This is a genomic window from Pseudomonas sp. Pseusp21, from assembly GCF_059492145.1.
This window is the reverse complement of sequence record NZ_CP168520.1, coordinates 4,180,154-4,202,149: the sequence shown is the minus strand read 5'-3', so window position 1 is coordinate 4,202,149 and position 21,996 is coordinate 4,180,154. Positions and strand designations below refer to the sequence as shown.

The following is a 21,996-nucleotide window of genomic DNA, read 5'->3' as shown; positions in this document are numbered from 1 at the left end:
ACCCGGTTGCACCTGTTTCGGCTCGCGGCTAATCTTGCCGCCAGCTGTTGTCGCGCAACTGCGGCACCTATGAGGATAAAAATATGGCTACCACCACCCTTGGGGTCAAACTTGACGACCCGACCCGCGAGCGCCTGAAGGCCGCCGCAACCTCGATTGATCGCACACCGCACTGGCTGATCAAGCAGGCAATTTTCAATTACCTGGAAAAACTCGAGGGTGGTGCAACCCTGACCGAGCTGAACGGTTTGTCCGCCAAGGACACCGACGACGCAGGTGAAGTCCACACCGATCACGCTCACCAATGCTTCCTCGAATTCGCTGAAAGCATCCTGCCGCAATCGGTGCTGCGCGCCTCGATCACCGCCGCTTACCGTCGCCCCGAGCCGGAAGTGGTGCCGATGCTGATCGAGCAGGCGCGCCTGCCGGCGCCGATGGCCGAAGCCACCAACAAACTCGCCGCAACCATCGCGGAAAAACTGCGTAACCAGAAGAGTGCCGGCGGTCGTGCAGGCATTGTTCAAGGCCTGTTGCAGGAATTTTCCCTGTCGTCCCAGGAAGGCGTGGCGCTGATGTGCCTGGCCGAAGCGCTGCTGCGGATCCCGGACAAAGGCACTCGCGATGCGCTGATCCGCGACAAGATCAGCACCGGCAACTGGCAGCCGCACTTGGGCAACAGCCCGTCGCTGTTCGTCAACGCTGCGACCTGGGGCCTGCTGCTGACCGGCAAACTGGTATCCACCCACAACGAAGCCGGCCTGACTTCGTCCCTGAGCCGCATCATCGGCAAGAGCGGCGAGCCGATGATCCGCAAGGGCGTCGACATGGCCATGCGCCTGATGGGCGAGCAGTTCGTCACCGGCGAAACCATCGCCGAAGCCCTGGCCAACGCGAGCAAGTTCGAAGCCAAGGGCTTCCGCTATTCCTACGACATGCTCGGTGAAGCGGCGCTGACCGAACACGACGCCCAGAAGTACCTGGCCTCGTACGAACAAGCCATTCACTCGATCGGCAAAGCGTCCCACGGCCGTGGGATTTATGAAGGCCCGGGCATCTCGATCAAACTGTCGGCCCTGCACCCGCGTTATAGCCGTGCCCAGTACGAGCGCGTGATGGACGAGCTGTACCCGCGCCTGCTGTCGCTGACCCTGCTGGCCAAGCAATACGACATCGGCCTGAACATCGACGCTGAAGAAGCCGACCGCCTGGAGCTGTCGCTGGATCTGCTCGAGCGCCTGTGCTTCGAGCCGCAACTGACCGGCTGGAACGGCATCGGTTTCGTGATCCAGGCTTACCAGAAGCGCTGCCCGTACGTGATCGACTACGTGATCGACCTCGCTCGCCGCAGCCGTCATCGCCTGATGATCCGCCTGGTGAAAGGCGCGTACTGGGACAGCGAAATCAAGCGTGCCCAGGTCGAAGGCCTGGAAGGCTATCCGGTCTACACCCGCAAGGTGTACACCGACGTTTCCTACATCGCCTGCGCACGCAAACTGCTGTCGGTGCCGGAAGTCATCTACCCGCAGTTCGCCACGCACAACGCCCACACCCTGTCGGCGATTTATCACATTGCCGGTCAGAACTATTACCCGGGCCAGTACGAATTCCAGTGCCTGCACGGCATGGGCGAACCTTTGTACGAGCAGGTTGTAGGCAAAGTTTCCGAAGGCAAGCTGAACCGTCCGTGCCGCGTGTACGCTCCGGTCGGCACCCACGAAACCCTGCTGGCGTACCTCGTACGTCGCCTGCTGGAAAACGGCGCCAACACTTCGTTCGTCAACCGCATCGCCGACCAGTCGATTTCGATTCAGGAACTGGTGGCCGATCCAGTTGCGCAGATCGAGCAGATGGCAACCGTGGAAGGTGGTTTCGGCCTGCCGCACCCGCGCATTCCGCTGCCGCGTGACCTGTATGGTTCCGAGCGCGCCAACTCCGCCGGCATCGACATGGCCAACGAACATCGTCTGGCCTCACTGTCCTGCGCCCTGCTGGCGACTGCGCACAACAACTGGAAAGCCGCGCCGATGCTCGGTTGCGCCTCCAGCAACGAAGCGCCGGCACCGGTGCTGAACCCGTCCGATCTGCGTGACGTGGTCGGCCACGTGCAGGAAGCCACGGTCGAAGACGTCGACAACGCCATTCAATACGCCCTCAACGCCGCGCCGATCTGGCAGGCCACCCCGCCCGCCGAACGTGCCGCGATTCTGGAACGTGCCGCTGACTTGATGGAAGGCGAGATCCAGCCGCTGATGGGCCTGCTGGCCCGCGAAGCCGGCAAGACCTTCGCCAACGCCATCGCCGAAGTCCGCGAAGCGGTCGACTTCCTGCGTTATTACGCGGTGCAGGCACGCAACGATTTCAGCAACGACGCCCACCGCCCACTGGGCCCGGTGGTGTGCATCAGCCCGTGGAACTTCCCGCTGGCGATCTTCAGCGGTCAGGTTGCCGCCGCACTGGCCGCCGGTAACCCGGTGCTGGCCAAACCGGCCGAACAGACTCCGCTGGTCGCCGCACAAGCCGTGCGCCTGCTGCTCGAAGCCGGGATTCCGGAAGGCGTGCTGCAACTGCTGCCGGGTCGCGGTGAAACCGTCGGCGCCGGTCTGGTGGGCGATGAGCGCGTCAAAGGCGTGATGTTCACCGGCTCCACTGAAGTCGCCCGTCTGCTGCAACGCAACATCGCCGGTCGCCTCGACAACCAGGGCCGTCCAATCCCGCTGATCGCCGAAACCGGTGGCCAGAACGCGATGATCGTCGACTCTTCGGCACTGACCGAACAGGTGGTGATTGACGTGGTGTCGTCGGCCTTCGACAGCGCCGGTCAGCGTTGCTCGGCCCTGCGCGTCCTGTGCTTGCAGGAAGATTCCGCCGATCGCGTCATCGAAATGCTCAAAGGCGCGATGGCTGAAAGCCGTCTCGGCAACCCGGAGCGTCTGTCCGTGGACATCGGCCCGGTGATCGACGCCGAAGCCAAGGCCGGCATCGAGAAGCACATCCAGGGCATGCGCGACAAAGGTCGCAACGTGTACCAGGTGGCCATCGCCGACACGGAGGAAGTCAAACGCGGCACCTTCGTCATGCCGACCCTGATCGAGCTGGAAAGCTTCGACGAGCTGCAACGCGAGATCTTCGGCCCGGTGCTGCACGTGGTGCGCTACAAGCGTAAAGAGATCGACCAGTTGATCGCCCAGATCAACGCCTCCGGTTACGGCCTGACCCTCGGCGTGCACACCCGCATCGACGAGACCATCGCCAAGGTGATCGACAACGTCAACGCCGGTAACGTCTACGTCAACCGCAACATTGTGGGTGCGGTGGTCGGCGTCCAGCCGTTCGGTGGTGAAGGCTTGTCGGGTACGGGCCCGAAAGCCGGTGGCCCGCTGTACCTGTACCGTCTGCTGTCGACGCGTCCTACCGATGCCATCGAACAGTCCTTCGCTCGCGGTGATGCTGCCGTGGCGCCGGACGTTCGTCTGCGCGATGCGATGAGCAAACCGCTGACCGCCCTGAAAGCCTGGGCCGACAGCAATAAGTTCGCCGACCTGAGCACCCTGTGCGTGCAGTACGCGGCGCAGTCGCAAAGCGGTATCACCCGCGTACTGGCCGGCCCGACCGGCGAGAAGAACAGCTACGCGATCCTGCCGCGCGAGCACGTGCTGTGCCTGGCGGACATCGAAGGTGATCTGCTGACCCAACTCGCGGCGGTACTGGCGGTGGGCGGTTCGGCGGTCTGGCCGGAATCCGACACCAGCAAGGCATTGTTCGCACGCCTGCCGAAGGAAATTCAGGCGCGGATCAAACTGGTTTCCGACTGGAACAAGGACGACGTGGTGTTCGATGCGGTTCTGCATCACGGCCACTCCGACCAGTTGCGCGCAGTCTGCCAGCAGATCGCCAAGCGTGCCGGAGCCATCGTTGGGGTTCAGGGTCTGTCCCAGGGCGAGACCAACATTGCGCTGGAGCGTCTGGTGATCGAGCGCGCGTTGAGCGTCAACACCGCGGCAGCAGGCGGTAACGCCAGCCTGATGACCATCGGCTGACTCTCGCGAGATCGTTCCCACGCTCCGCGTGGGAATGCAGCCCGGGACGCTCCGCGTCCCATCGGTGTCAGACTTGAAGTTGGCAGCGCGGCTGGAACGCGGAGCGTCCCTTGAGGCATTCCCACGCAGAGCGTGGGAACGATCAGCACAGGAACATAGAAATGGGCGCCCTCACCGGCGCCCATTTTTTTGGCCTCTCCATCACCGTTATCAATCTTCCTGTTCAGGCTTTATTCGCACGCCTAGACTCGGCCCATTCCAAAAAAAGGTAGGCCGCCATGTCCGAGACGCTGCTCAGTTCCCGCAATCTGGCTTTCGAGCTGTACGAAGTCCTCGATGCCGAGGGCCTGACCCGGCGCGAGCGGTTTGCCGAGCACAATCGCGAAACCTTCGATGCCGCCATCGGCACGGCACGCAACATTGCCGAGAAGTACTTCGCGCCGCACAACCGCAAGGGCGACGAGAACGAACCGCGCTACGAGAACGGTCAGGCGATTCTTATTCCCGAGGTGAAACCGGCGGTGGATGCCTTCCTCGAGGCCGGATTCCTCAACGCGGCGCGCAGTTTCGACGCTGGCGGCATGCAACTTCCTACACTGTTGTCCCAGGCCTGCTTTGCCCACTTTCAATCGGCCAACGCGGCGTCGACTTCCTATCCGTTCCTGACCATGGGCGCGGCCAACCTGATCGAAAGCTTCGGCACCGAAGAGCAGAAACAGCGCTTCCTGCAACCGATGATCGACGGCCGCTTCTTCGGCACCATGGCCCTGACCGAGCCCCACGCCGGCTCGTCGCTGTCGGATATTCGTACCCGCGCCGAGCCTGCGTCCGACGGCACTTATCGCCTCAAGGGCAACAAGATCTTCATTTCCGGCGGCGATCACCCGCTCTCGGAAAACATCGTGCACATGGTGCTGGCCAAACTGCCGGACGCACCGGCCGGGGTGAAAGGCATTTCGCTGTTTATCGTGCCGAAGTTTCTGGTCAACGATGACGGCAGTCTGGGCAAACGTAATGACGTGTTGCTGGCCGGGCTGTTCCACAAGATGGGTTGGCGCGGCACCACGTCAACGGCGCTGAACTTCGGCGATAACGGCGAGTGCGTCGGTTATCTGGTGGGCAAGCCGCATCACGGCTTGAGCTACATGTTCCAGATGATGAACGAGGCGCGGATCGGCGTCGGCATGGGCGCGGTGATGCTCGGTTATGCCGGTTATCTGTACTCGCTGGAATACGCTCGCGAACGTCCGCAGGGCCGAGTGCCGGACAGCAAGGATCCGACGACGGCGCCGGTAGCGATCATTCAGCACGCGGATGTCAGACGCATGCTGTTGACGCAGAAATCCTACGTCGAAGGTGCGTTCGATCTAGGCCTGTATGCGGCGCGATTGTTCGATGACACCACCACGCTGGAAACCGAGACCGAGCGCAAACAGGCCCATGAACTGCTGGATTTGCTGACCCCGATCGTCAAATCCTGGCCATCGGAGTTCTGCCTCAAGGCCAACGAACTGGCGATCCAGATTCTCGGCGGCCACGGTTACACCCGCGAATACCCGGTGGAGCAGTACTACCGCGACAACCGTTTGAACCCGATCCACGAAGGCACCCACGGCATTCAGTCGCTGGACTTGCTGGGACGCAAACTGGCGCAGAACGGCGGCGCCGGACTCAAGCAACTGATCCGCCTGATCGCCGACACCGCCGAGCGCGCGGTGGCGTACGAATCGTTGACCGCATTGCGTGAGCCGCTGGAGAAACTGGTGGCGCGCCTACAGACGGTGACCATCGGTCTGCTGACCGATCTGGCACAGGGCAAGGTCAACAGCAGTCTGGCGAACTCGGCGTTGTACCTGAAGGTGTTCGGGCATGCAGTGATTGGCTGGCGCTGGCTGGAGCAGGCGATTCGCGCCGAGGAAGGGTTGGCCAAAGGGAATGCGGCGGATGCCGACTTCTATAAGGGCAAGTTGCAGGCGGCGCGTTATTTCCTGACGTGGGAAGTGCCGGGGTGCCAGCATGAACTGGCGTTGCTGGAGGCGCGGGATGATACGTGTCTGGCAATGCAGGATGCGTGGTTCTGACCTCTTAATGATCGTTCCCACGCTCTGCGTGGGAATGCAGCCCGGGACGCTCCGCGTCCCTTTGAGATCGTGACGCAGAGCGTCACAGGAGGCATTCCCACGCGGAGCATGGGAACGATCGGTGCCTCGACAGGGAACGATCAGTCAGCTCAACTTGAACCCACCCATCTGCCGCGCCAGATCATCCGCCAGCCGCTGCAACATCTGACAATCCTCACGACAGGCGCGGACCTCCCCCGCCGTCGCCCGTGCCAGATCGGAAATGCCCTGCACGTTGCGGTTGATCTCCTCGGTCACCGCCGACTGTTCCTCAGTCGCCGTCGCCACCTGATGGTTCATGTCGCTGATGCGCTCGACCTGCCCGGTAATCGCAGTCAAAGACGCCCCGGTACGCTGGCTCGATTCGACTCCGGTGCCCGTCGCGGCCTGCCCGGTGCGCATCGACGACACCGCATTCTCCGCCCCCTGCTTGAGGCTGCCGATCATCTGCTGAATTTCGTCGGTAGACGCCTGAGTCCGGCGCGCCAATGTCCGCACCTCGTCGGCCACCACTGCAAAACCACGCCCCATGTCCCCGGCCCGCGCCGCTTCAATCGCCGCGTTCAGCGCCAGCAGATTGGTCTGCTCGGACACCCCGCGAATCACCGCCAGCACCTGATCGATCGACGCCACCTGGTGCGCCAGCTCACCCACCGCGCCGGCCGCGACGCCAATTTCATCGGACATGCTTTCGATATGGCGAATCGAACCGCCGACCACTTCCCGCGCCTGCAGCGCTTCATCGCGGGCGGTTTGCGAGGCGAGCGCGGCGTTGCCAGCGTTCTGCGCGATCTCCTGCACGGTCAGGCCCATTTCGTGGACGGCAGTGGCGACCATGTCGGTCATTTCCTGCTGGCGACCGGAGCGTTCGGCGGTGTTATCCACAACCCTGGCCACCTGGCCGACGGCAATGCGCAGACGTTCGCTGGTGGTCAGCACTTCGCCGATCATCCCGCGCTGGCTGTCGAGGAAACGGTTGAAGCCCCGCGCAAGGTCGCCCAGTTCATCGGCGCGGCTGGAATCTAACCGATGGGTCAAATCTCCACCACCGCTACCGATTGCTACCAGCGCCGCTGTTACCTGACGAATCGGTCGCACCAATCCCTGAGCCAGCCAGATCACCAGCGCCAGGCAAACCAGCGCCACCACCAGGCCGATGCCGCTGCTCATCCACATCGCCCGGCGGGCTTCGGCGTAGATCTGCGACTGTGGCACTTCGGCCACCAAGGTCCAGCCGAGGTCGCGCAGGGGCAGACTGAAGGCGAGAAAATCTTCGCCGTCGCGCTGGAAGCTGCTGTTGCTCGCCGCTTTATGGCCCATGACTGCTTGTGCTGCCGAGGAGCCGATCTGCTCGCTCAAGGTGCGCTTGCCGCTGAACTGCGCCTCGGGATGGACCTGGATCAAGCCGTCGGAACGCACGAGATAGACCTTGCCGCGCTCCCCGAAGCTGAAGTTGTGGATCAGCTCCGACAGCTCTTTCATGCTCAGCCCGAGCCCCGCGACACCGACCACTTTGCCGGCCTGCTGCACTTTCAAATCGATAAACAGCGCCAGCTCTCCGGTGGCCCCGTCGTTGTCGATGTTCAGGGTTCGCTGCTGATTACTGTCGAGGAAAGAGTAAAACCACGCATCGGCCGGCTTGGATCGACTGAGGGTGCGATCCAGGCCTTTTTCGGTGATGTAGTGATTGGATTCAGTACCGATGATCAGCGCAGTGAACGCCTTGTGTTCGGCGCGGATGCCTTCCAGATACTGCGCAAAGCCTGCCGTTTTGCCGGAGTCTTCACCGTTGGCCAGCCAGTCGCGGACCATGGTGTTACTGGCGATGTCTTTAGCAGCGGTGAGGGGTTGAACGAGGATTCGTTCGATGTCGTTGCGCGTCGCTTCGATGCTCGACGGCAGCGCCTGTTCGACCAGATAGCTCTGGGCGAGGCGGTTGACCACCAGGGTATAAATGCCAACCACGATCAGAATGCTGACCAGCAGGGCGGTGCCCATACCGAGGATCAGCTGCCATTGAATACTGCGACGCCAGAACTGCATGGAGCACCCCCAAAGAATAAGAGGCTGAAACACTGCAACAGCCGTGCCGATTGTATACAGCGAAATCGACAATCTTATTCTTTGGTTGTGCGCAATCCATCAACCCTGATTGATGGTCTTGGCGATGGTCTCGACCGTGGCGCTGACTTGCTCTTGGTAACGCTCGAGTTCTTCCTGATGCTGCTTCTTCATTTCAATCTGCTGCGAGCACAGATTCATCGCCGCCAGCACCAGCAGGCGGTCACCGATCAGGGTCGGGTATTTCTTCTTGGTGTCGGCCAGTGCGGCCTTGAGCATCAACGCAGCGTCCAGCAGGGTCTGTTCTTCCCCGGCCGGTGCCTTGATCGAATAGTCCTCCCCCATGATGGAGATGACTTTTACCCCTGCTGTGCCGTGGTTCATGCGCTGACAGGACCTGCGTTGACGCGATCAACCAGGGCCTGGATGCGCGCGGCGGTGGCGCCGTGCTTTTCTTCCTGTTCCATCAGGCTCAGTTGCAGGCTTTCGTTTTCATCCTTGGCCTGGGCCAGTTCCGTGGACAGGGTCTGGTTGGTTTCCGACAGGGTCTGGTTCTGTTGCACCAGGTCGCTGACGAGCTGTTCCAATTGGCTGAGGGATGCTTCCAACATTTTGATCTTCCAGGGCTTTTTCAAAGGGCGCGTACGATAAAGAAAAGTCATCGTTGACGCCAGGGTTAAACCGGCGCAAGGCCTTGATTTTCCTGGCGGCCGACCGTTCTTGCGAGTGTTAGAGACTGTGATCTGCCGATCTGGTTCCTGCACTTCGTCGCCCGACGCCCCGTGCGACAAATACGCACACCGCCTCAAGACTTTAGTCGTATGACCGATAAGTCACCCAACAGCAGTCTCAGCCCGCACGGATGCGGCCCTTCCCTGGTATCCGCCTCCATGTCCCTTCGCAATATGAACATCGCCCCCCGGACGTTCACCGGTTTCGCCCTGATCGGCGGCCTGATGCTGATTCTCGGCGTGTTCGCCCTGAATCAGATGAGCAAGATCCGCGCAGCAGGCGAAGACATCGCCACCGCCAGCGTGCCTTCGATCAAGGCCCTCGACGAATTCACCCAGTTGACCCTGCGCCTGCGCGTGCTGTCGTATCGGTTGCTGATCAACCGAGAGCCAGACGTCCAGCAAAAAACCATCGAACTGTTCGATTTGCGCAACCGGCAGATCGCCGACGCGCAACGCGCCTACGAGCCGCTGATCGATGGCCCGCAAGAACGCGCCGCTTACGATCAGTACGTGCAGTTGCTGGCGCAGTACCGTCAACTCGAAGACCGCATGAAAACCCTGTCGCGCAACAATCAGGTCGACGAACTGCGACAGATGCTCAACACCGATTTGCTCGCCAACTCCGAAGCGGTGAATACCGCCCTCGCGCGTTTGCTGGAGATCAACACCCAACAGATCGCCGAGACCAATCAGGGCGCCACTGATCAGTATTCGATGTCGTTCAATCTGGTGGTGACCCTGTTGGTGATTGCCACCGGCCTGACCTTGCTGTTCGCCTGGCTGTTGACCAGCAGCATCACCAAGCCGATCGCCAAGGCGCTGGATGCAGCGGAAACCATCGCCGAGGGCAACCTGACCCAGCCAATACACGTGGATGGCACCGACGAAGCCGGACGCCTGCTGGCGGCCATGGCCAAGATGCAGTCGAAGCTGCGCGACACCCTGCAACGGATTTCCGGCTCGGCCACGCAACTGGCCTCCGCCGCCGAAGAGCTGAACAGCGTCACCGACGAAAGCGCCCGTGGGCTGACCCAGCAGAACAACGAAATCGAACAGGCTGCCACCGCGGTCAACGAGATGACCAGCGCCGTGGAAGAAGTCGCGCGCAACGCGGTCAGCACCTCGGAAGCCTCGAAGAACGCCACCACCTCCGCCGGCGACGGTCGTGATCTGGTGCAGGAAACCGTCAGCGCCATCGAACGCATGAGCGCCGACGTGCAGAGCACTGCGACCCTGATCGGCGATCTGGCCAACGAATCCCGCGACATCGGCAAGGTGCTGGACGTGATCCGTGGCCTGGCTGACCAGACCAACCTGCTCGCGCTCAACGCCGCCATCGAAGCCGCCCGTGCCGGTGAAGCCGGTCGTGGTTTTGCCGTGGTGGCTGACGAAGTCCGTGCACTGGCGCACCGCACTCAGCAATCGACCAGCGAAATCGAGCGCATGATCGGCAGCATCCAGAGCGGCACCGAACACGCCGTGGATTCGATGCGCAACAGCACCGAGCGTGCAGAGTCGACCCTGAACATCGCCCGTGGCGCCGGTCTGTCGCTGGACACCATCAACACGGCCATCGTCGAAATCAACGAGCGCAACCTGGTGATCGCCAGCGCCGCTGAAGAGCAGGCGCAAGTGGCGCGGGAGGTGGATCGCAATCTGGTGAACATCCGCGATCTGTCGGTGCAATCGGCGACCGGAGCGAATCAGACCAGTGCGGCGAGTAACGAGCTGTCGCGCCTGGCGCTGGATCTGAACAATATGGTTGGGCGGTTTAGCCTCTGAGATAGAAGCCCCCTTTTGATCATTCTCACATCGAGAGGTTGATCGTTCCCACGCTCCGCGTGGGAATGCAGCCCGGGACGCTCCGCGTCCCAAAAGCGGACGCAGAGCGTCCATTGAGGCGTTCCCACGCGGAGCGTGGGAACGATCGCCTCCTCTGGTGCAAAAGCTTTTTGACAGCATCACATTTCAACAGGTTAGAATCGCTGGCACGCAGACTGCATGGTCAGTTTGTGCCCGTCTTTCCGCTTCTGGAGTACTGCCTTTGAATGCGACGACCATCAACAGCCTGTTCTTGATCGGCGCGTTGCTGGTAGGCGCAAGTATTCTTGTCAGCTCCCTGTCTTCCCGTCTCGGCATCCCGATTCTGGTGATCATCCTCGCGGTCGGCATGACTGCCGGGGTCGATGGCGGCGGCATCATTTTCGATAACTACCCGACGGCCTATCTGGTCGGCAACCTCGCGCTGGCGGTGATCCTGCTCGACGGCGGCTTGCGCACCCGGGTGTCCAGTTTCCGTGTGGCCCTGTGGCCGGCCTTGTCGCTGGCGACGGTCGGAGTTCTTATCACCACCGGCCTCACCGGCATGGCCGCCGCCTGGCTGTTCGACCTCAATCTGATTCAAGGCCTGCTGATCGGCGCCATCGTCGGTTCCACGGACGCCGCGGCGGTGTTCTCGTTGCTCGGTGGCAAGGGCCTGAACGAACGGGTGACCGCCAGCCTGGAAATCGAATCCGGCAGCAACGACCCGATGGCGGTGTTCCTCACCGTGACCCTGATCGACATGCTCGCCAGCGGCCAGACCGGCCTGCACTGGAGCCTGCTGACCCACCTGATCCGCGAGTTCGGCATTGGCGGTGTGATCGGTCTGGGCGGTGGCTGGCTGATGCTGCAACTGGTCAACCGGATCAATCTGGCCGCCGGCCTGTATCCGATTCTGGTGATCGCCGGCGGTCTGGTGGTGTTCGCCCTGACCAACGCCCTGCACGGCAGCGGTTTCCTCGCCGTGTACCTGTGTGGTCTGGTGATCGGCAACCGCCCGGTGCGCAGCCGTCACGGCATCCTGCACATGCTCGACGGCATGGCGTGGCTGGCGCAGATCGGCATGTTCCTGGTGCTGGGTTTGCTGGTCACTCCTCACGACTTGCTGCCGATCGCCCTGCCTGCTCTGGGCCTGGCACTGTGGATGATTCTGTTCGCGCGGCCGCTGTCGGTGGTGGTCGGGTTGCTGCCGTTCAAGGCCTTCCACGGTCGCGAGAAAGCCTTCATTTCCTGGGTCGGCCTGCGTGGCGCGGTACCGATCATTCTGGCGGTGTTCCCGCTGATGGCCGGGCTGCCGAATGCGCAGCTGTACTTCAACCTCGCGTTCTTCATCGTGCTGGTGTCGCTCCTGGTGCAGGGCACGAGCCTGCCGTGGGTGGCCAAGCTGCTCAAGGTGACGGTGCCGCCGGAGCCGGCGCCGATCTCCCGCGCGGCCCTCGAAGTCCACGTCACCAGCGAGTGGGAGCTGTTCGTCTACAAGCTCGGCGCGGAAAAATGGTGCATCGGTTCGCCCCTGCGCGAGCTGAAAATGCCCGAAGGCACACGTATCGCTGCCCTGTTTCGCGGTCAACAACTGCTCCATCCGTCGGGTAGTACGGTGCTGGAAGTCGATGATTTGCTGTGTGTTATCGGCCATGAACACAACCTTCCGGCCCTCGGAAAACTGTTCAGCCAGGCGCCGCAACGCGGCCTCGATCTGCGCTTCTTCGGCGACTTCGTACTCGAAGGAGACGCCCAGCTCAAAGCGGTTGCCGCCCTGTACGGCTTGCCCGCCGAAGGCATCGATCCGGACATGACCCTGGGCCACTTCATTGCCCAGAAAGTCGGCGGTGCACCGATCGTTGGCGACCAGGTGGAATGGAACAACACCCACTGGACGGTTGCGGTCATGGACGGGAACAAGATCGCCAAAGTGGGCGTCAGATTCCCCGAAGGAAGTCGCCCGGGCCCCGGACTCTTCCTCTAAACTGCGTCCACTCTCACTTGCTTGACCGGTCTCTATGCCTACCCTGCGCTCCTTTTTCCTCGCGGCCCTGCTGGGCCTGAGTCTTTCCGTCGGCCCGCTGCAAGCCGCCGAACCGCCGTCCAGCGACGCCGTGCAGGCCAGCCTGAACAAGCTCACCGACAGCAAACTGCCCGAAGCCGACAAGAAGGCCCTGCAGACAGTCCTGCAAAACACGCTGAACCAGCTCAACAACCGGCGTGACTACGAGCAGAAGCTGATCGACCTCAAGCAGCAACTGGCCACTGCGCCGAAGCAGACCATCGAGAATTCGCGCGAACTGACCCGCCTCAAGGCCAGCGCCGTGGTGCCGGTGGCGCAGCGCTTCCCCAAGGAAAACATCCAGCAGCTGGAGCAGATGCTCACCGAGCGCTCGACCCAGCAAAGCGATCTGCAAAAAGCCCTGGCCGACGCCAATAGCCTGATCATCACCGCCCAGACCCGTCCCGAGCGTGCCCAGGCCGAGATTTCCAGCAGCCAGACGCGCATCCAGCAGATCAATAACATCCTCAAGACCGGCAAGGACGCCGGCAAAACCGTCAGCGCCGAGCAGCGCGACCTGCTCAACGCCGAACTGGCCGCCTTGAACGCGCTGATCCCGCTGCGCCGTCAGGAACTGGCCGGCAACAACCAGTTGCAGGATCTGGGCAACAGTCAGCATGACCTGCTTTCGGAAAAATCCGACCGTCTGGACCGCGAGATCCAGGAACTGCAAACCCTGATCAACCAGAAGCGCTTGACCCTGTCGCAGGAAACCGTGACGCAGCAGTCGATCGAGGCCCAAAAGTCCGGCAGCAGCGCCCTGCTCGCCACGGAAAGCGCGGCCAACCTCAAGCTCTCCGACTACCTGCTCAAAAGCACCGACCGTCTCAACGAACTGACCCAGCAGAACCTGCAGACCAAGCAGCAACTGGACAGCGTGACCCAGAGCGACTCGGCCCTCGACGAGCAGATCAACGTGCTCAAGGGCAGCCTGCTGCTGTCGAAGATTCTCTATAAGCAGAAGCAAGCGCTGCCGCGCCTCAAGGTCGACCGCGATCTGGCGGACCAGATCGCCGACATTCGCCTGTACCAGTTCGAAATCAACCAACAGCGCGAACAGCTGAGCAATCCGGCGACGTACGTCGACAACCTGCTGTCCACCCAGCCGCCGGAGCAAGTCACGCCACAACTGCGCAAAAGTCTGCTGGAGCTGGCCAACACCCGCGTCGATCTGCTGGAACGACTGAGTCGCGAACTGAGCGCGATGCTCAACGAGTCGATCACCCTGCAACTGAACCAGAAGCAACTGCTGAGCACCGCGCAAAGCCTGCGCGCGACCCTCGACGAGCAGATGTTCTGGATTCCGAGCAACAAGCCGCTGGACACCGAATGGATGCGCGGCGTGCCGGAGCGCCTGAAGCGTCAGATCGACACCTTGCCGCTGGCCTCAAGCCTCAGCGAACTGACCGACGGCCTGACCCAGCGACCGCTGTTGTTCCTGCCGCTGGCGCTGCTGATCGGCGCGCTGCTGTGGCGGCGCAAGCAACTCTATTCGCGCCTGAACAAGGTTCACCAGGACATCGGCCACTTCAAGCGTGACAGCCAGTGGCACACGCCGCAGGCGATCCTGATCAATATTCTGCTGGCGATGCCGGTGGCGCTGGGCCTGGCCCTGTGCGGGCTGGCGTTGCAGATCGACGCCCGCGGGCAGAACGCGAACATGGGCGCGGCGCTGCTGCAAATGGCCCAGGCGTGGCTGGTGTTCTACACCGCCTATCGGATCCTCGCGCCGGGTGGCGTGGCCGAATTGCACTTCCGCTGGGAGAAGCCGCAGGTCGAATTCCTGCAAGGCTGGGTGCGTCGCCTCGGACTGGTGGTCATGGCGTTGGTGGCGGTGGTGGCGGTTGCCGAACTGCAACCGGCGGCACTGGCCGACGATGTGCTGGGCATGCCGGTGGTGCTGACCTGCTATGCGCTGATGGCGTGGCTGCTCAGCCGCTTGCTGATCAGCAGCCCGACCCACGAAAACGCCTCGCTGTTCCGCAAGGCCGTGGGCGTGATGTTCACCCTGCTGCCCATCGCGCTGTTCGTCGCCGTGTGCTTCGGCTACTACTACACCGCGCTGAAGCTCAGCGACCGCCTGATCAACACGTTGTACCTGCTGATGTTCTGGCTGGTGATCGAAGCCACCTTCGTCCGTGGCCTTGCGGTCGCGGCACGTCGTCTGGCTTACCAGCGCGCCCTGGCCAAACGTCAGGCAGCCAAGGAAGCCGGCGACGGCGAAGCGGTGATCGAAGAACCGACCCTGGACATCGAAAAGGTCAACGAACAGTCTCTGCGCCTGATCCGTCTGGCACTGCTCGGCGGCTTCATCGCCGCGCTGTACTGGGTCTGGGCCGACCTGATCACGGTGTTTTCGTACCTCGACAACATCACCCTCTACGAATACACCAGCGGCACCGGCGCCAACATGAGCATGGTGCCGATCAGCATCGGCGACATGCTCGGCGCGCTGATCATCATCGGCATCACCTTTGCCCTCGCCCGCAACTTGCCGGGCCTGCTTGAAGTGTTCGTACTGTCGAAACTCAATCTGGCCCAGGGCAGTGCCTACGCGACGACCACGCTGCTGTCGTACGTGATCGCCGGGGTCGGTTTCGTCTCGACCCTGTCGACCCTCGGCGTCAGCTGGGACAAGTTGCAGTGGCTGGTGGCGGCGCTGTCGGTGGGTCTCGGCTTCGGTATGCAGGAGATCTTCGCAAACTTCATCTCCGGTATCATGATCCTGTTCGAACGCCCGGTGCGGATCGGCGACACCATCACCATCGGCAACCTCTCGGGTACGGTGAGCAAGATCCGCATCCGCGCCACGACCATCACCGACTTCGACCGCAAGGACATCATTGTCCCGAACAAGACGTTCATCACCGGGCAACTGATCAACTGGTCGCTGACCGACACCATCACCCGGGTGACCCTGAAACTGGGCGTCGATTACGGTTCGGATCTGGATCTGGTCAAGGAACTGCTGCTCAAGGCCGCCCGGGAAAACCCGCGCGTGCTCAAGGAACCCGAGCCGCATGTGTACTTCCTCAATTTCGGCGAAAGCACCCTCGACCACGAACTGCGCATGCATGTGCGTGATCTCGGCGACCGCAACCCGGTGCTCGATGAGGTCAACCGCTTCATCAACCGCGAGTTCAAGAAGCAGCACATCAACATCTCGTTCCGCCAGATGGAGGTTTACCTGAAGAACCTGCACGGCCAGGAATACAAGATGGTGCCGATCGAGCCGGAAACCAAAACCATCGTGCCGGTCAGCGACGACCAGAAACCGTTGCAGGAACCGCCGCCGGCCAAACTCGACTAACCCGGCTAATCCCAGCAGAATGCTCGGACATTCTGCTGGAGCCGGTCCTTGAAAGCCCTCGACGAACTGACCTTCGACAACCGCTTCGCCCGCTTGGGCGATGCGTTCTCGGCCCACGTGCTGCCCGAACCGATCGACAATCCGCGGCTGGTGGTGGCCAGCCCTGCGGCCCTGGCGCTGCTGGATCTCGACCCGGCGGTGGCCGACACCCAGGAATTTGCCGAGCTGTTTGGCGGCCACAAGCTGTGGGCCGACGCCGAGCCGCGGGCGATGGTCTATTCCGGACATCAGTTCGGCGGCTACACCCCGCAACTGGGCGATGGGCGCGGACTGTTGCTGGGCGAGGTCTACAACGCAGCCGGCGAGCACTGGGACTTGCATCTGAAGGGCGCCGGGCAGACACCGTTCTCGCGCATGGGCGACGGTCGCGCGGTGCTGCGTTCGTCGATCCGCGAGTTTCTCGCCTCCGAAGCGCTGCATGCGCTGAACATTCCTTCGTCACGCGCCGCCTGCGTGATCGGCTCCGACACTCCAGTCTGGCGTGAGAAACAGGAGCGCGCCGCGATGGTGCTGCGCCTGGCGCCGAGCCACATCCGTTTCGGCCACTTCGAATACTTCTATTACACCAAGCGCCCCGAACAGCAGAAGCAACTCGGCGAACACGTGTTGGCGATGCACTACCCCGAGTGTCTGGAACAGCCGGAACCTTATCTGGCGATGTTCCGCGAAATCGTCGAGCGCAACGCCGAACTGATCGCCAAGTGGCAGGCCTACGGTTTCTGCCACGGGGTGATGAACACCGACAACATGTCGATACTCGGCATCACCTTCGACTTCGGCCCGTTCGCCTTCCTCGACGATTTCGACGCGAACTTCATCTGCAACCACTCCGACGATCAGGGCCGCTACTCCTTCAGCAATCAGGTGCCGGTCGGCCAATGGAACCTCAGCGCCCTGGCCCAGGCCCTGACGCCGTTCATCAGCGTTGAAGCCCTGCGCGAAACCCTCGGCCTGTACCTGCCACTGTTCCAGGCCCATTACCTCGACCTGATGCGCCGCCGCTTCGGCTTCACCACCGCCGAGGACGACGACCAGCAACTGTTGGAACAACTGCTGCAACTGATGCAGAACAGCGGAGTCGATTACACGCTGTTCTTCCGCCGCCTGGGCGAAGAGTCAGCCGAACAGGCCGTCGCCCGCCTGCGCGATGACTTCGTCGATATCAAGGGTTTCGATGCCTGGGGCGAGCGCTATGTCGCCCGCGTCGCACGCGATGGCGCGGCCGATCAGGAACAGCGCCGTGCGCGCATGCATGCGGTGAATCCGCTGTACATCCTGCGCAACTATCTGGCGCAGAAGGCGATTGATGCTGCCGAGCAGGGTGACTATTCAGAAGTGCGCAGATTGCATGCGGTGTTGAGCAATCCATTCGAGGAACAGTCTGGAATGGAGAGTTACGCGCAACGGCCGCCGGAGTGGGGCAAGCATTTGGAGATCAGTTGTTCCTCATGAAGCGCACGGTCTCCTGTCTTGGAGCCGTGCACCCTCCCGTCAGGCAACCTGCTAGATGACAGCGCCGCCTGAAAAAGCCGCGCGACATGCTCAGAGTGCAAATGCCACGACTCTGAACACACTGGTTTCCTTTCAGATAAACACGTCCACAGGTAGCTTGAAGTGCTCGGCCAGCCAGCGGACCTGCCGCAGATTCAACTGGCGCTTTCCACTGAGGATTTCCGAAACAACAGACTGAGTGCCCACACCCGGCAAATCGCTCTGGGTCAAACCATGCTCACGCATCAAATACCCCAGTACTTCAAAACCGGGCGGTTTAGGCGTCGGGTGATGCACGCGATCCCATTCGTCAATCCAGTCACCGATGATATCCACCAGACTCATTAAAGGATGAGACTCATCATCGCCCGTCATTTCGAGCAGCTCGTCAAGGGCTTGAACGAGCCTGTCGTAGTCGTCTTCGCTTTTCGGCTTGCGCAGCAAAGGCGAAACGAACTCCCAGTGCTCAGCGGCTTTTTTGATCAGAACACTCATGCCTTAGCCTCCTTCCATTTACCGCGGTCATATTCGCGATGATCCAACACATGTCTGATGTACAACTTTTGAGGTCGATATCTGACATAGGCGATCAACCTGAGCTTGTTACCGCCAATATCGAAAACATGAAAGTCACCCACTTTGTCGACAGCTGGAAACAAGGCCTTCAGCGCCGCAAAATCTGGCGATTTGCTTCCTTTCGCCACTTCAAACCAGTGGTCCAGTGCTGTAGCTGCGCTGGGCCATTTGGCCTTCGCTTCTCGTATTCGTTTTCCGGTGATGACATGCATGCAACATCCTTATCGCATTCTGCTATGGGGAGTTAATCACAAATCAAAATTATCGCAAGTTGCGATATGACCGAGCAGACCAACGGGTCTCGACCGATCGATCTCAGCCTAGGCTCACAGCCAAACACTGCACGATTGAAAATATGAGCAAACGTCTCCAACTAGGAGATATCAGCTTTCCACTGGATCCCGATCATGACCGACCCACTCCTCATCCCCTGCCCCTCCTGCAACGGCCTCAACCGCATCCCCGCCGAGCGCCTCAACGACCACCCGAAATGCGGGCGCTGCAAGTCCGAGGTGCTGTTGAACAAGCCGTTTGAGCTCAAGCAAGGCGATTACGCCAGTCAGATCAAGGGTGATCTGCCGTTGCTGGTGGACGTTTGGGCGGACTGGTGTGGGCCGTGCAAGTCATTTGCGCCGGTGTTCGAGCAGGCGGCTGCGCAGTTGGCGGGCAAGTGCCGGCTGGCCAAGCTGGACAGCGAAGCCAATCAGCAATTATCGGCACAGTTGGGGATTCGTTCGATTCCGAGCCTTATTCTGTTCCGCAACGGCCGGGAAGTGGCCCGTCAGAGTGGGGCCTTCCCGTTGCCGCAGTTGATGGCCTGGCTGCGCAGCCAGGGCATCTGACAAGGTTTCAGGCGTCTTCGAGCAGGTTATGCAGTTCGACGAACTGCTGCGTCAGCTTGTGCCGTGGGTCGAGGTGTATCAGCGGCGTGTTGGCCTGATGCGATTCGCGCATGCGCACTGAACTGGCGAGGTAGACCGGCAGTACCGGCAGGCCCTCGGCGATCAGTTCGTCGAGGATTTGCTGCGGCAGGCTGGCCCGGGCCTGGAACTGGTTGACCACAATGCCTTCGACTTCCAGGCCTTCGTTGTGGTCTTCCTTCAACTCGTCGATCTCGGCGATCAGACCGTAGAGGGCCTGACGCGAGAAGCTGTCGCAGTCAAAGGGAATCAGTACCCGATCGGCGGCAATCAGTGCCGAGACCGCATAGAAATTCAGCGCCGGCGGCGTATCCAGATAGATCCGGTCGTAATCCTCCGACAACTCGTCGAGCAGCTTTCGCAGCTTGTTGATCTTGTGTTTGGCCTCGAGCTTGGGCTGCAGGTCGGCCAGTTCGGCAGTGGCGGTAATGATGTGGAGGTTGTCGAAAGGCGTTTCGTAGATATCCGCCTGGTTCTTTTTCGAGAACGGTCCGGAAGACAGGGTCTGCTTGAAGAAATCGGCAATGCCCATCGGAATGTCATCACCCGTGAGCCCGGTCAGATACTGAGTGGAATTGGCCTGGGCATCGAGGTCGACCAACAGCGTGCGATAACCCTCGCTGGCGCTTACCGCCGCCAGATTGCAGGCAATGCTGGATTTGCCCACGCCACCTTTCTGATTGAACACCACGCGCCGCATGACAAAACCTCCGTGTATCAAAGAATGACCGAGTGTAGTGGTGCCCGGTGCCGGTTCGCTACCTCGATGGACGCGGACTACAAAGTCAGGCGCCAATCTCCCAATGAATACGGCGGAAAGAGACCCGTTGATCGCGGATTCGCCTGACAGACAGCCACCCGACAATCTGGATAATGGCCAAGTGACAGCTCTTGCTGCGTACCATTCGGTTCATTTCGTCGTTCAAAACGTAACCAGCATTTGCTACACACTCGTCGCACCGGGATAATGCGCGCCACCCGGCGCCACGCGCCATGCCATTTCAGGCTAAATCAGCTCAGCGGCGACGTTGGCGAAACCGCGTCAACTCAGCCCGCAGGGGCGGGATAAATGTCCGTGATCAACTTCAACATCGCCCAATGGCGCGCCTGGGCTCCCGGGCTCGACAGTGTGGAAGCCTGGCAAGCCTGGAGCCGACAGCCGGTCGTGCTCGAAGGCAGCGATGCCGCACCCGATGTTTCGTTTCTGCCGGCCATGCAGCGCCGTCGTCTCAGCCGTCTGGCGCGGATGGCGTTCAGTGTCGGCTGGCCGCTGGCCGACGGTCGGGAAAACCTGCCGCTGGTGTTCGTCTCCCGGCACGGCGAAACCCCGCGCACCTTTGAAATTCTCAGTGATCTGGCCAACGAACAGCCGCTGTCGCCCACCCAGTTCAGCCTGTCGGTGCACAACGCGATCATCGGCCTGTGGTCGATCATGCGTGGCGAAACCAGCGAAATGACCGCGCTCGCCGCGGCCGGCGACGGCCTCGAACACGGCATGCTCGAAGCGGCGACGTTGTTGAACGAAGGGGCCCCCGCCGTGCTGCTGGTGATCACCGAGGAACAACCGCCCGAAGCCTATTCGACGTGGATCGACGACGTACCGTTTCCCTACGCGGTCGGGCTGTTGCTCACCCCCGGTACCGACTGGCGGCTGACCCTGAACAGCGCCCCGCAAGCACGGTCAAAACCGCAGTGGCCCCACGCACTGAATCTGCTGCGAACCCTGCTCGGTCAGCAACCCCATTGCCAACATGCCTGGAAGAATCGTCTATGGACCTGGCAACGCAACCCGTGATCGGAAAAAACCGCGACGCCTATTACTGGCGTCTGCTGGCCACTGCCACCAGCTTCGCCCTGTTCGGGCTCGGTGGTCTGTGCCTGCGCCTGCTGGTATTTCCATTGCTCGGTTGCCTGCCGGGCGACGCCATTACGCATCGCGAGCGGGCACGCCAGACCGTCAGTCGGCTGTTCTGGTTTTTCGTCCGGTTCATGGCCCGTACCGGCGTGCTGACCTACGACATCCAGGGCGCCGAACGGCTCGGCCGTCCGGGGCAGATGATCATCGCCAACCACCCGTCGCTGATCGACGTGGTATTCCTGATCGGTCTGGTGCGCGGGGCCAATTGCGTGGTGAAGAAAAGCCTGTGGGAAAACCCCTTCACTCGCGGCCCGCTGCGCAGCACCGAATACATCAGCAACGACGGCAGCATGGACATGCTCGACGCCGCCGCCGGCGCATTGCAGAGCGGGCAGACCCTGATCATTTTTCCCGAAGGCACCCGCACCCAGCCAGGTCAGGCGCCGGCCTTTCATCGGGGCGCGGCGGCCATCGCGCTGCGCGGTGCGAAAATCCTCACCCCGGTGGTGATCAAGGTCAATCCGACCACCCTGACCAAAGCCGAGCCCTGGTATCGCATTCCCAGTCGCCGCGTGCACTTCAGTTTTCACGTCGGGGCCGATATAGACCCACAGACTTTCGCCGCGCAGGGGCCAGCGCCACAGGCTTCGCGCAAGCTCAACGACTATTTGCACCAATTCTTTATCAAGGAGCTCGCCGAAGATGAGCGATCTAAACCGTGACATCAAAGAGCTGATCATCGACGCCCTGGGCCTCGAAGACATCAGCGCAGAGGACATCGGCGACGACCAGACGCTGTTCGGCGAAGGCCTGGGCCTGGATTCCGTCGACGCCCTGGAGCTCGGCCTGGCGATCCAGAAAAAGTACGGCATCAAGATCGACGCCGACGCCAAGGACACCCGTAACCATTTCTCCAACGTGGCGAGCCTTGCGGCGTTCGTCACGGCAAAACAGGCAGCTTGAG

Annotated in this window: 16 protein-coding genes and 1 pseudogene; 10 read left to right on the top strand and 7 right to left on the bottom strand. The window is 61.5% G+C overall.

The window, feature by feature from the left end; genetic code table 11:
* Nucleotides 1-83 precede the first annotated feature (83 nt).
* A complete protein-coding gene (gene putA / locus ACEN93_RS19180) occupies nucleotides 84-4,037 on the top strand; it encodes a trifunctional transcriptional regulator/proline dehydrogenase/L-glutamate gamma-semialdehyde dehydrogenase (protein ID WP_495610384.1) in 3,954 nt (1,317 codons plus the stop codon).
* A 278-nt stretch (nucleotides 4,038-4,315) separates the two neighbouring features.
* Complete coding sequence (locus ACEN93_RS19175) at nucleotides 4,316-6,118, top strand: acyl-CoA dehydrogenase (protein ID WP_074689596.1); 1,803 nt, start codon at nucleotides 4,316-4,318, stop codon at nucleotides 6,116-6,118.
* A 144-nt stretch (nucleotides 6,119-6,262) separates the two neighbouring features.
* Here ACEN93_RS19175 and ACEN93_RS19170 read toward each other — a convergent pair whose 3' ends face one another.
* The 4 genes and pseudogenes from ACEN93_RS19170 to ACEN93_RS19155 form a co-directional block, all read right to left on the bottom strand.
* A complete protein-coding gene (locus ACEN93_RS19170; protein WP_428997876.1) occupies nucleotides 6,263-6,994 on the bottom strand; it encodes a methyl-accepting chemotaxis protein in 732 nt (243 codons plus the stop codon).
* Nucleotides 6,995-7,129: 135 nt separating this feature from the next.
* Nucleotides 7,130-8,155: pseudogene (locus ACEN93_RS19165) on the bottom strand (cache domain-containing protein); the annotation flags it as partial.
* A gap of 144 nt (nucleotides 8,156-8,299) precedes the next feature.
* Nucleotides 8,300-8,602, bottom strand: coding sequence for a cell division protein ZapA (locus ACEN93_RS19160; RefSeq protein ID WP_064592966.1), 303 nt, complete (start codon nucleotides 8,600-8,602; stop codon nucleotides 8,300-8,302).
* Entirely contained in the window at nucleotides 8,599-8,829 is a 231-nt protein-coding gene (locus ACEN93_RS19155; protein ID WP_007952320.1) for a hypothetical protein, read from the bottom strand. Before ACEN93_RS19155 ends, ACEN93_RS19160 begins: the two co-directional genes overlap by 4 nt.
* 279 nt (nucleotides 8,830-9,108) lie before the next feature.
* Here ACEN93_RS19155 and ACEN93_RS19150 point away from each other — a divergent pair, with 279 nt between their 5' ends.
* The 4 genes from ACEN93_RS19150 (at nucleotide 9,109) to selO (ending at nucleotide 17,639) form a co-directional block, all read left to right on the top strand.
* The gene (locus tag ACEN93_RS19150; RefSeq protein ID WP_495610383.1) at nucleotides 9,109-10,734 is read left to right on the top strand and encodes a methyl-accepting chemotaxis protein; all 1,626 of its coding nucleotides are present in this window, start codon (nucleotides 9,109-9,111) and stop codon (nucleotides 10,732-10,734) included.
* 262 nt (nucleotides 10,735-10,996) lie between these two features.
* A complete protein-coding gene (locus ACEN93_RS19145) occupies nucleotides 10,997-12,739 on the top strand; it encodes a potassium/proton antiporter (protein WP_210709987.1) in 1,743 nt (580 codons plus the stop codon).
* Nucleotides 12,740-12,773: 34 nt separating this feature from the next.
* The gene (gene mscK, locus ACEN93_RS19140) at nucleotides 12,774-16,127 is read left to right on the top strand and encodes a mechanosensitive channel MscK (RefSeq protein ID WP_495610382.1); all 3,354 of its coding nucleotides are present in this window, start codon (nucleotides 12,774-12,776) and stop codon (nucleotides 16,125-16,127) included.
* Between the two features lie 48 nt (nucleotides 16,128-16,175).
* On the top strand, nucleotides 16,176-17,639 hold the full coding sequence (gene selO / locus ACEN93_RS19135; protein ID WP_074689593.1) for a protein adenylyltransferase SelO: 1,464 nt from the start codon (nucleotides 16,176-16,178) through the stop codon (nucleotides 17,637-17,639).
* A gap of 132 nt (nucleotides 17,640-17,771) precedes the next feature.
* Here the strand turns inward: selO and ACEN93_RS19130 are convergent, their stop codons facing one another.
* Both ACEN93_RS19130 and ACEN93_RS19125 read right to left on the bottom strand, forming a co-directional pair.
* The gene (locus ACEN93_RS19130; RefSeq protein WP_495610381.1) at nucleotides 17,772-18,173 is read right to left on the bottom strand and encodes a helix-turn-helix domain-containing protein; all 402 of its coding nucleotides are present in this window, start codon (nucleotides 18,171-18,173) and stop codon (nucleotides 17,772-17,774) included.
* The gene (locus tag ACEN93_RS19125; RefSeq protein WP_074689592.1) at nucleotides 18,170-18,466 is read right to left on the bottom strand and encodes a type II toxin-antitoxin system HigB family toxin; all 297 of its coding nucleotides are present in this window, start codon (nucleotides 18,464-18,466) and stop codon (nucleotides 18,170-18,172) included. The genes ACEN93_RS19130 and ACEN93_RS19125 overlap by 4 nt, the downstream gene beginning before the upstream one ends.
* A 195-nt stretch (nucleotides 18,467-18,661) precedes the next feature.
* On the opposite strand from ACEN93_RS19125, the gene trxC reads away from it, so the two are divergent.
* The gene (gene trxC, locus ACEN93_RS19120; protein ID WP_064592954.1) at nucleotides 18,662-19,096 is read left to right on the top strand and encodes a thioredoxin TrxC; all 435 of its coding nucleotides are present in this window, start codon (nucleotides 18,662-18,664) and stop codon (nucleotides 19,094-19,096) included.
* A 7-nt stretch (nucleotides 19,097-19,103) separates the two neighbouring features.
* Here trxC and ACEN93_RS19115 read toward each other — a convergent pair whose 3' ends face one another.
* Complete coding sequence (locus ACEN93_RS19115) at nucleotides 19,104-19,874, bottom strand: ParA family protein (RefSeq protein WP_007952339.1); 771 nt, start codon at nucleotides 19,872-19,874, stop codon at nucleotides 19,104-19,106.
* A 369-nt stretch (nucleotides 19,875-20,243) separates the two neighbouring features.
* Here ACEN93_RS19115 and ACEN93_RS19110 point away from each other — a divergent pair, with 369 nt between their 5' ends.
* From ACEN93_RS19110 to ACEN93_RS19100, 3 genes are read left to right on the top strand one after another with little or no spacing between them, the layout of a single operon-like run.
* Entirely contained in the window at nucleotides 20,244-20,969 is a 726-nt protein-coding gene (locus ACEN93_RS19110) for a beta-ketoacyl synthase chain length factor (RefSeq protein ID WP_064592952.1), read from the top strand.
* Nucleotides 20,945-21,754: a lysophospholipid acyltransferase family protein gene (locus ACEN93_RS19105; RefSeq protein WP_163973893.1), complete on the top strand. Its 810-nt coding sequence runs from the start codon at nucleotides 20,945-20,947 to the stop codon at nucleotides 21,752-21,754. Before ACEN93_RS19110 ends, ACEN93_RS19105 begins: the two co-directional genes overlap by 25 nt.
* Complete coding sequence (locus tag ACEN93_RS19100; RefSeq protein WP_007952344.1) at nucleotides 21,735-21,995, top strand: phosphopantetheine-binding protein; 261 nt, start codon at nucleotides 21,735-21,737, stop codon at nucleotides 21,993-21,995. The genes ACEN93_RS19105 and ACEN93_RS19100 overlap by 20 nt, the downstream gene beginning before the upstream one ends.
* Nucleotide 21,996: the final 1 nt, after the last annotated feature.

Excerpts from the sequence above, each read along its gene's own strand:
- putA (WP_495610384.1), top strand. The coding sequence starts at position 84 with ATGGCTACCACCACCCTTGGGGTCAAACTTGACGACCCGACCCGCGAG.
- ACEN93_RS19175 (WP_074689596.1), top strand. The coding sequence starts at position 4,316 with ATGTCCGAGACGCTGCTCAGTTCCCGCAATCTGGCTTTCGAGCTGTAC.
- ACEN93_RS19170 (WP_428997876.1), bottom strand. The coding sequence starts at position 6,994 with ATGGTCGCCACTGCCGTCCACGAAATGGGCCTGACCGTGCAGGAGATC.
- ACEN93_RS19160 (WP_064592966.1), bottom strand. The coding sequence starts at position 8,602 with ATGAACCACGGCACAGCAGGGGTAAAAGTCATCTCCATCATGGGGGAG.
- ACEN93_RS19155 (WP_007952320.1), bottom strand. The coding sequence starts at position 8,829 with ATGTTGGAAGCATCCCTCAGCCAATTGGAACAGCTCGTCAGCGACCTG.
- ACEN93_RS19150 (WP_495610383.1), top strand. The coding sequence starts at position 9,109 with ATGTCCCTTCGCAATATGAACATCGCCCCCCGGACGTTCACCGGTTTC.
- mscK (WP_495610382.1), top strand. The coding sequence starts at position 12,774 with ATGCCTACCCTGCGCTCCTTTTTCCTCGCGGCCCTGCTGGGCCTGAGT.
- ACEN93_RS19130 (WP_495610381.1), bottom strand. The coding sequence starts at position 18,173 with ATGAGTGTTCTGATCAAAAAAGCCGCTGAGCACTGGGAGTTCGTTTCG.
- ACEN93_RS19125 (WP_074689592.1), bottom strand. The coding sequence starts at position 18,466 with ATGCATGTCATCACCGGAAAACGAATACGAGAAGCGAAGGCCAAATGG.
- trxC (WP_064592954.1), top strand. The coding sequence starts at position 18,662 with ATGACCGACCCACTCCTCATCCCCTGCCCCTCCTGCAACGGCCTCAAC.
- ACEN93_RS19115 (WP_007952339.1), bottom strand. The coding sequence starts at position 19,874 with ATGCGGCGCGTGGTGTTCAATCAGAAAGGTGGCGTGGGCAAATCCAGC.
- ACEN93_RS19110 (WP_064592952.1), top strand. The coding sequence starts at position 20,244 with ATGTCCGTGATCAACTTCAACATCGCCCAATGGCGCGCCTGGGCTCCC.
- ACEN93_RS19105 (WP_163973893.1), top strand. The coding sequence starts at position 20,945 with ATGGACCTGGCAACGCAACCCGTGATCGGAAAAAACCGCGACGCCTAT.
- ACEN93_RS19100 (WP_007952344.1), top strand. The coding sequence starts at position 21,735 with ATGAGCGATCTAAACCGTGACATCAAAGAGCTGATCATCGACGCCCTG.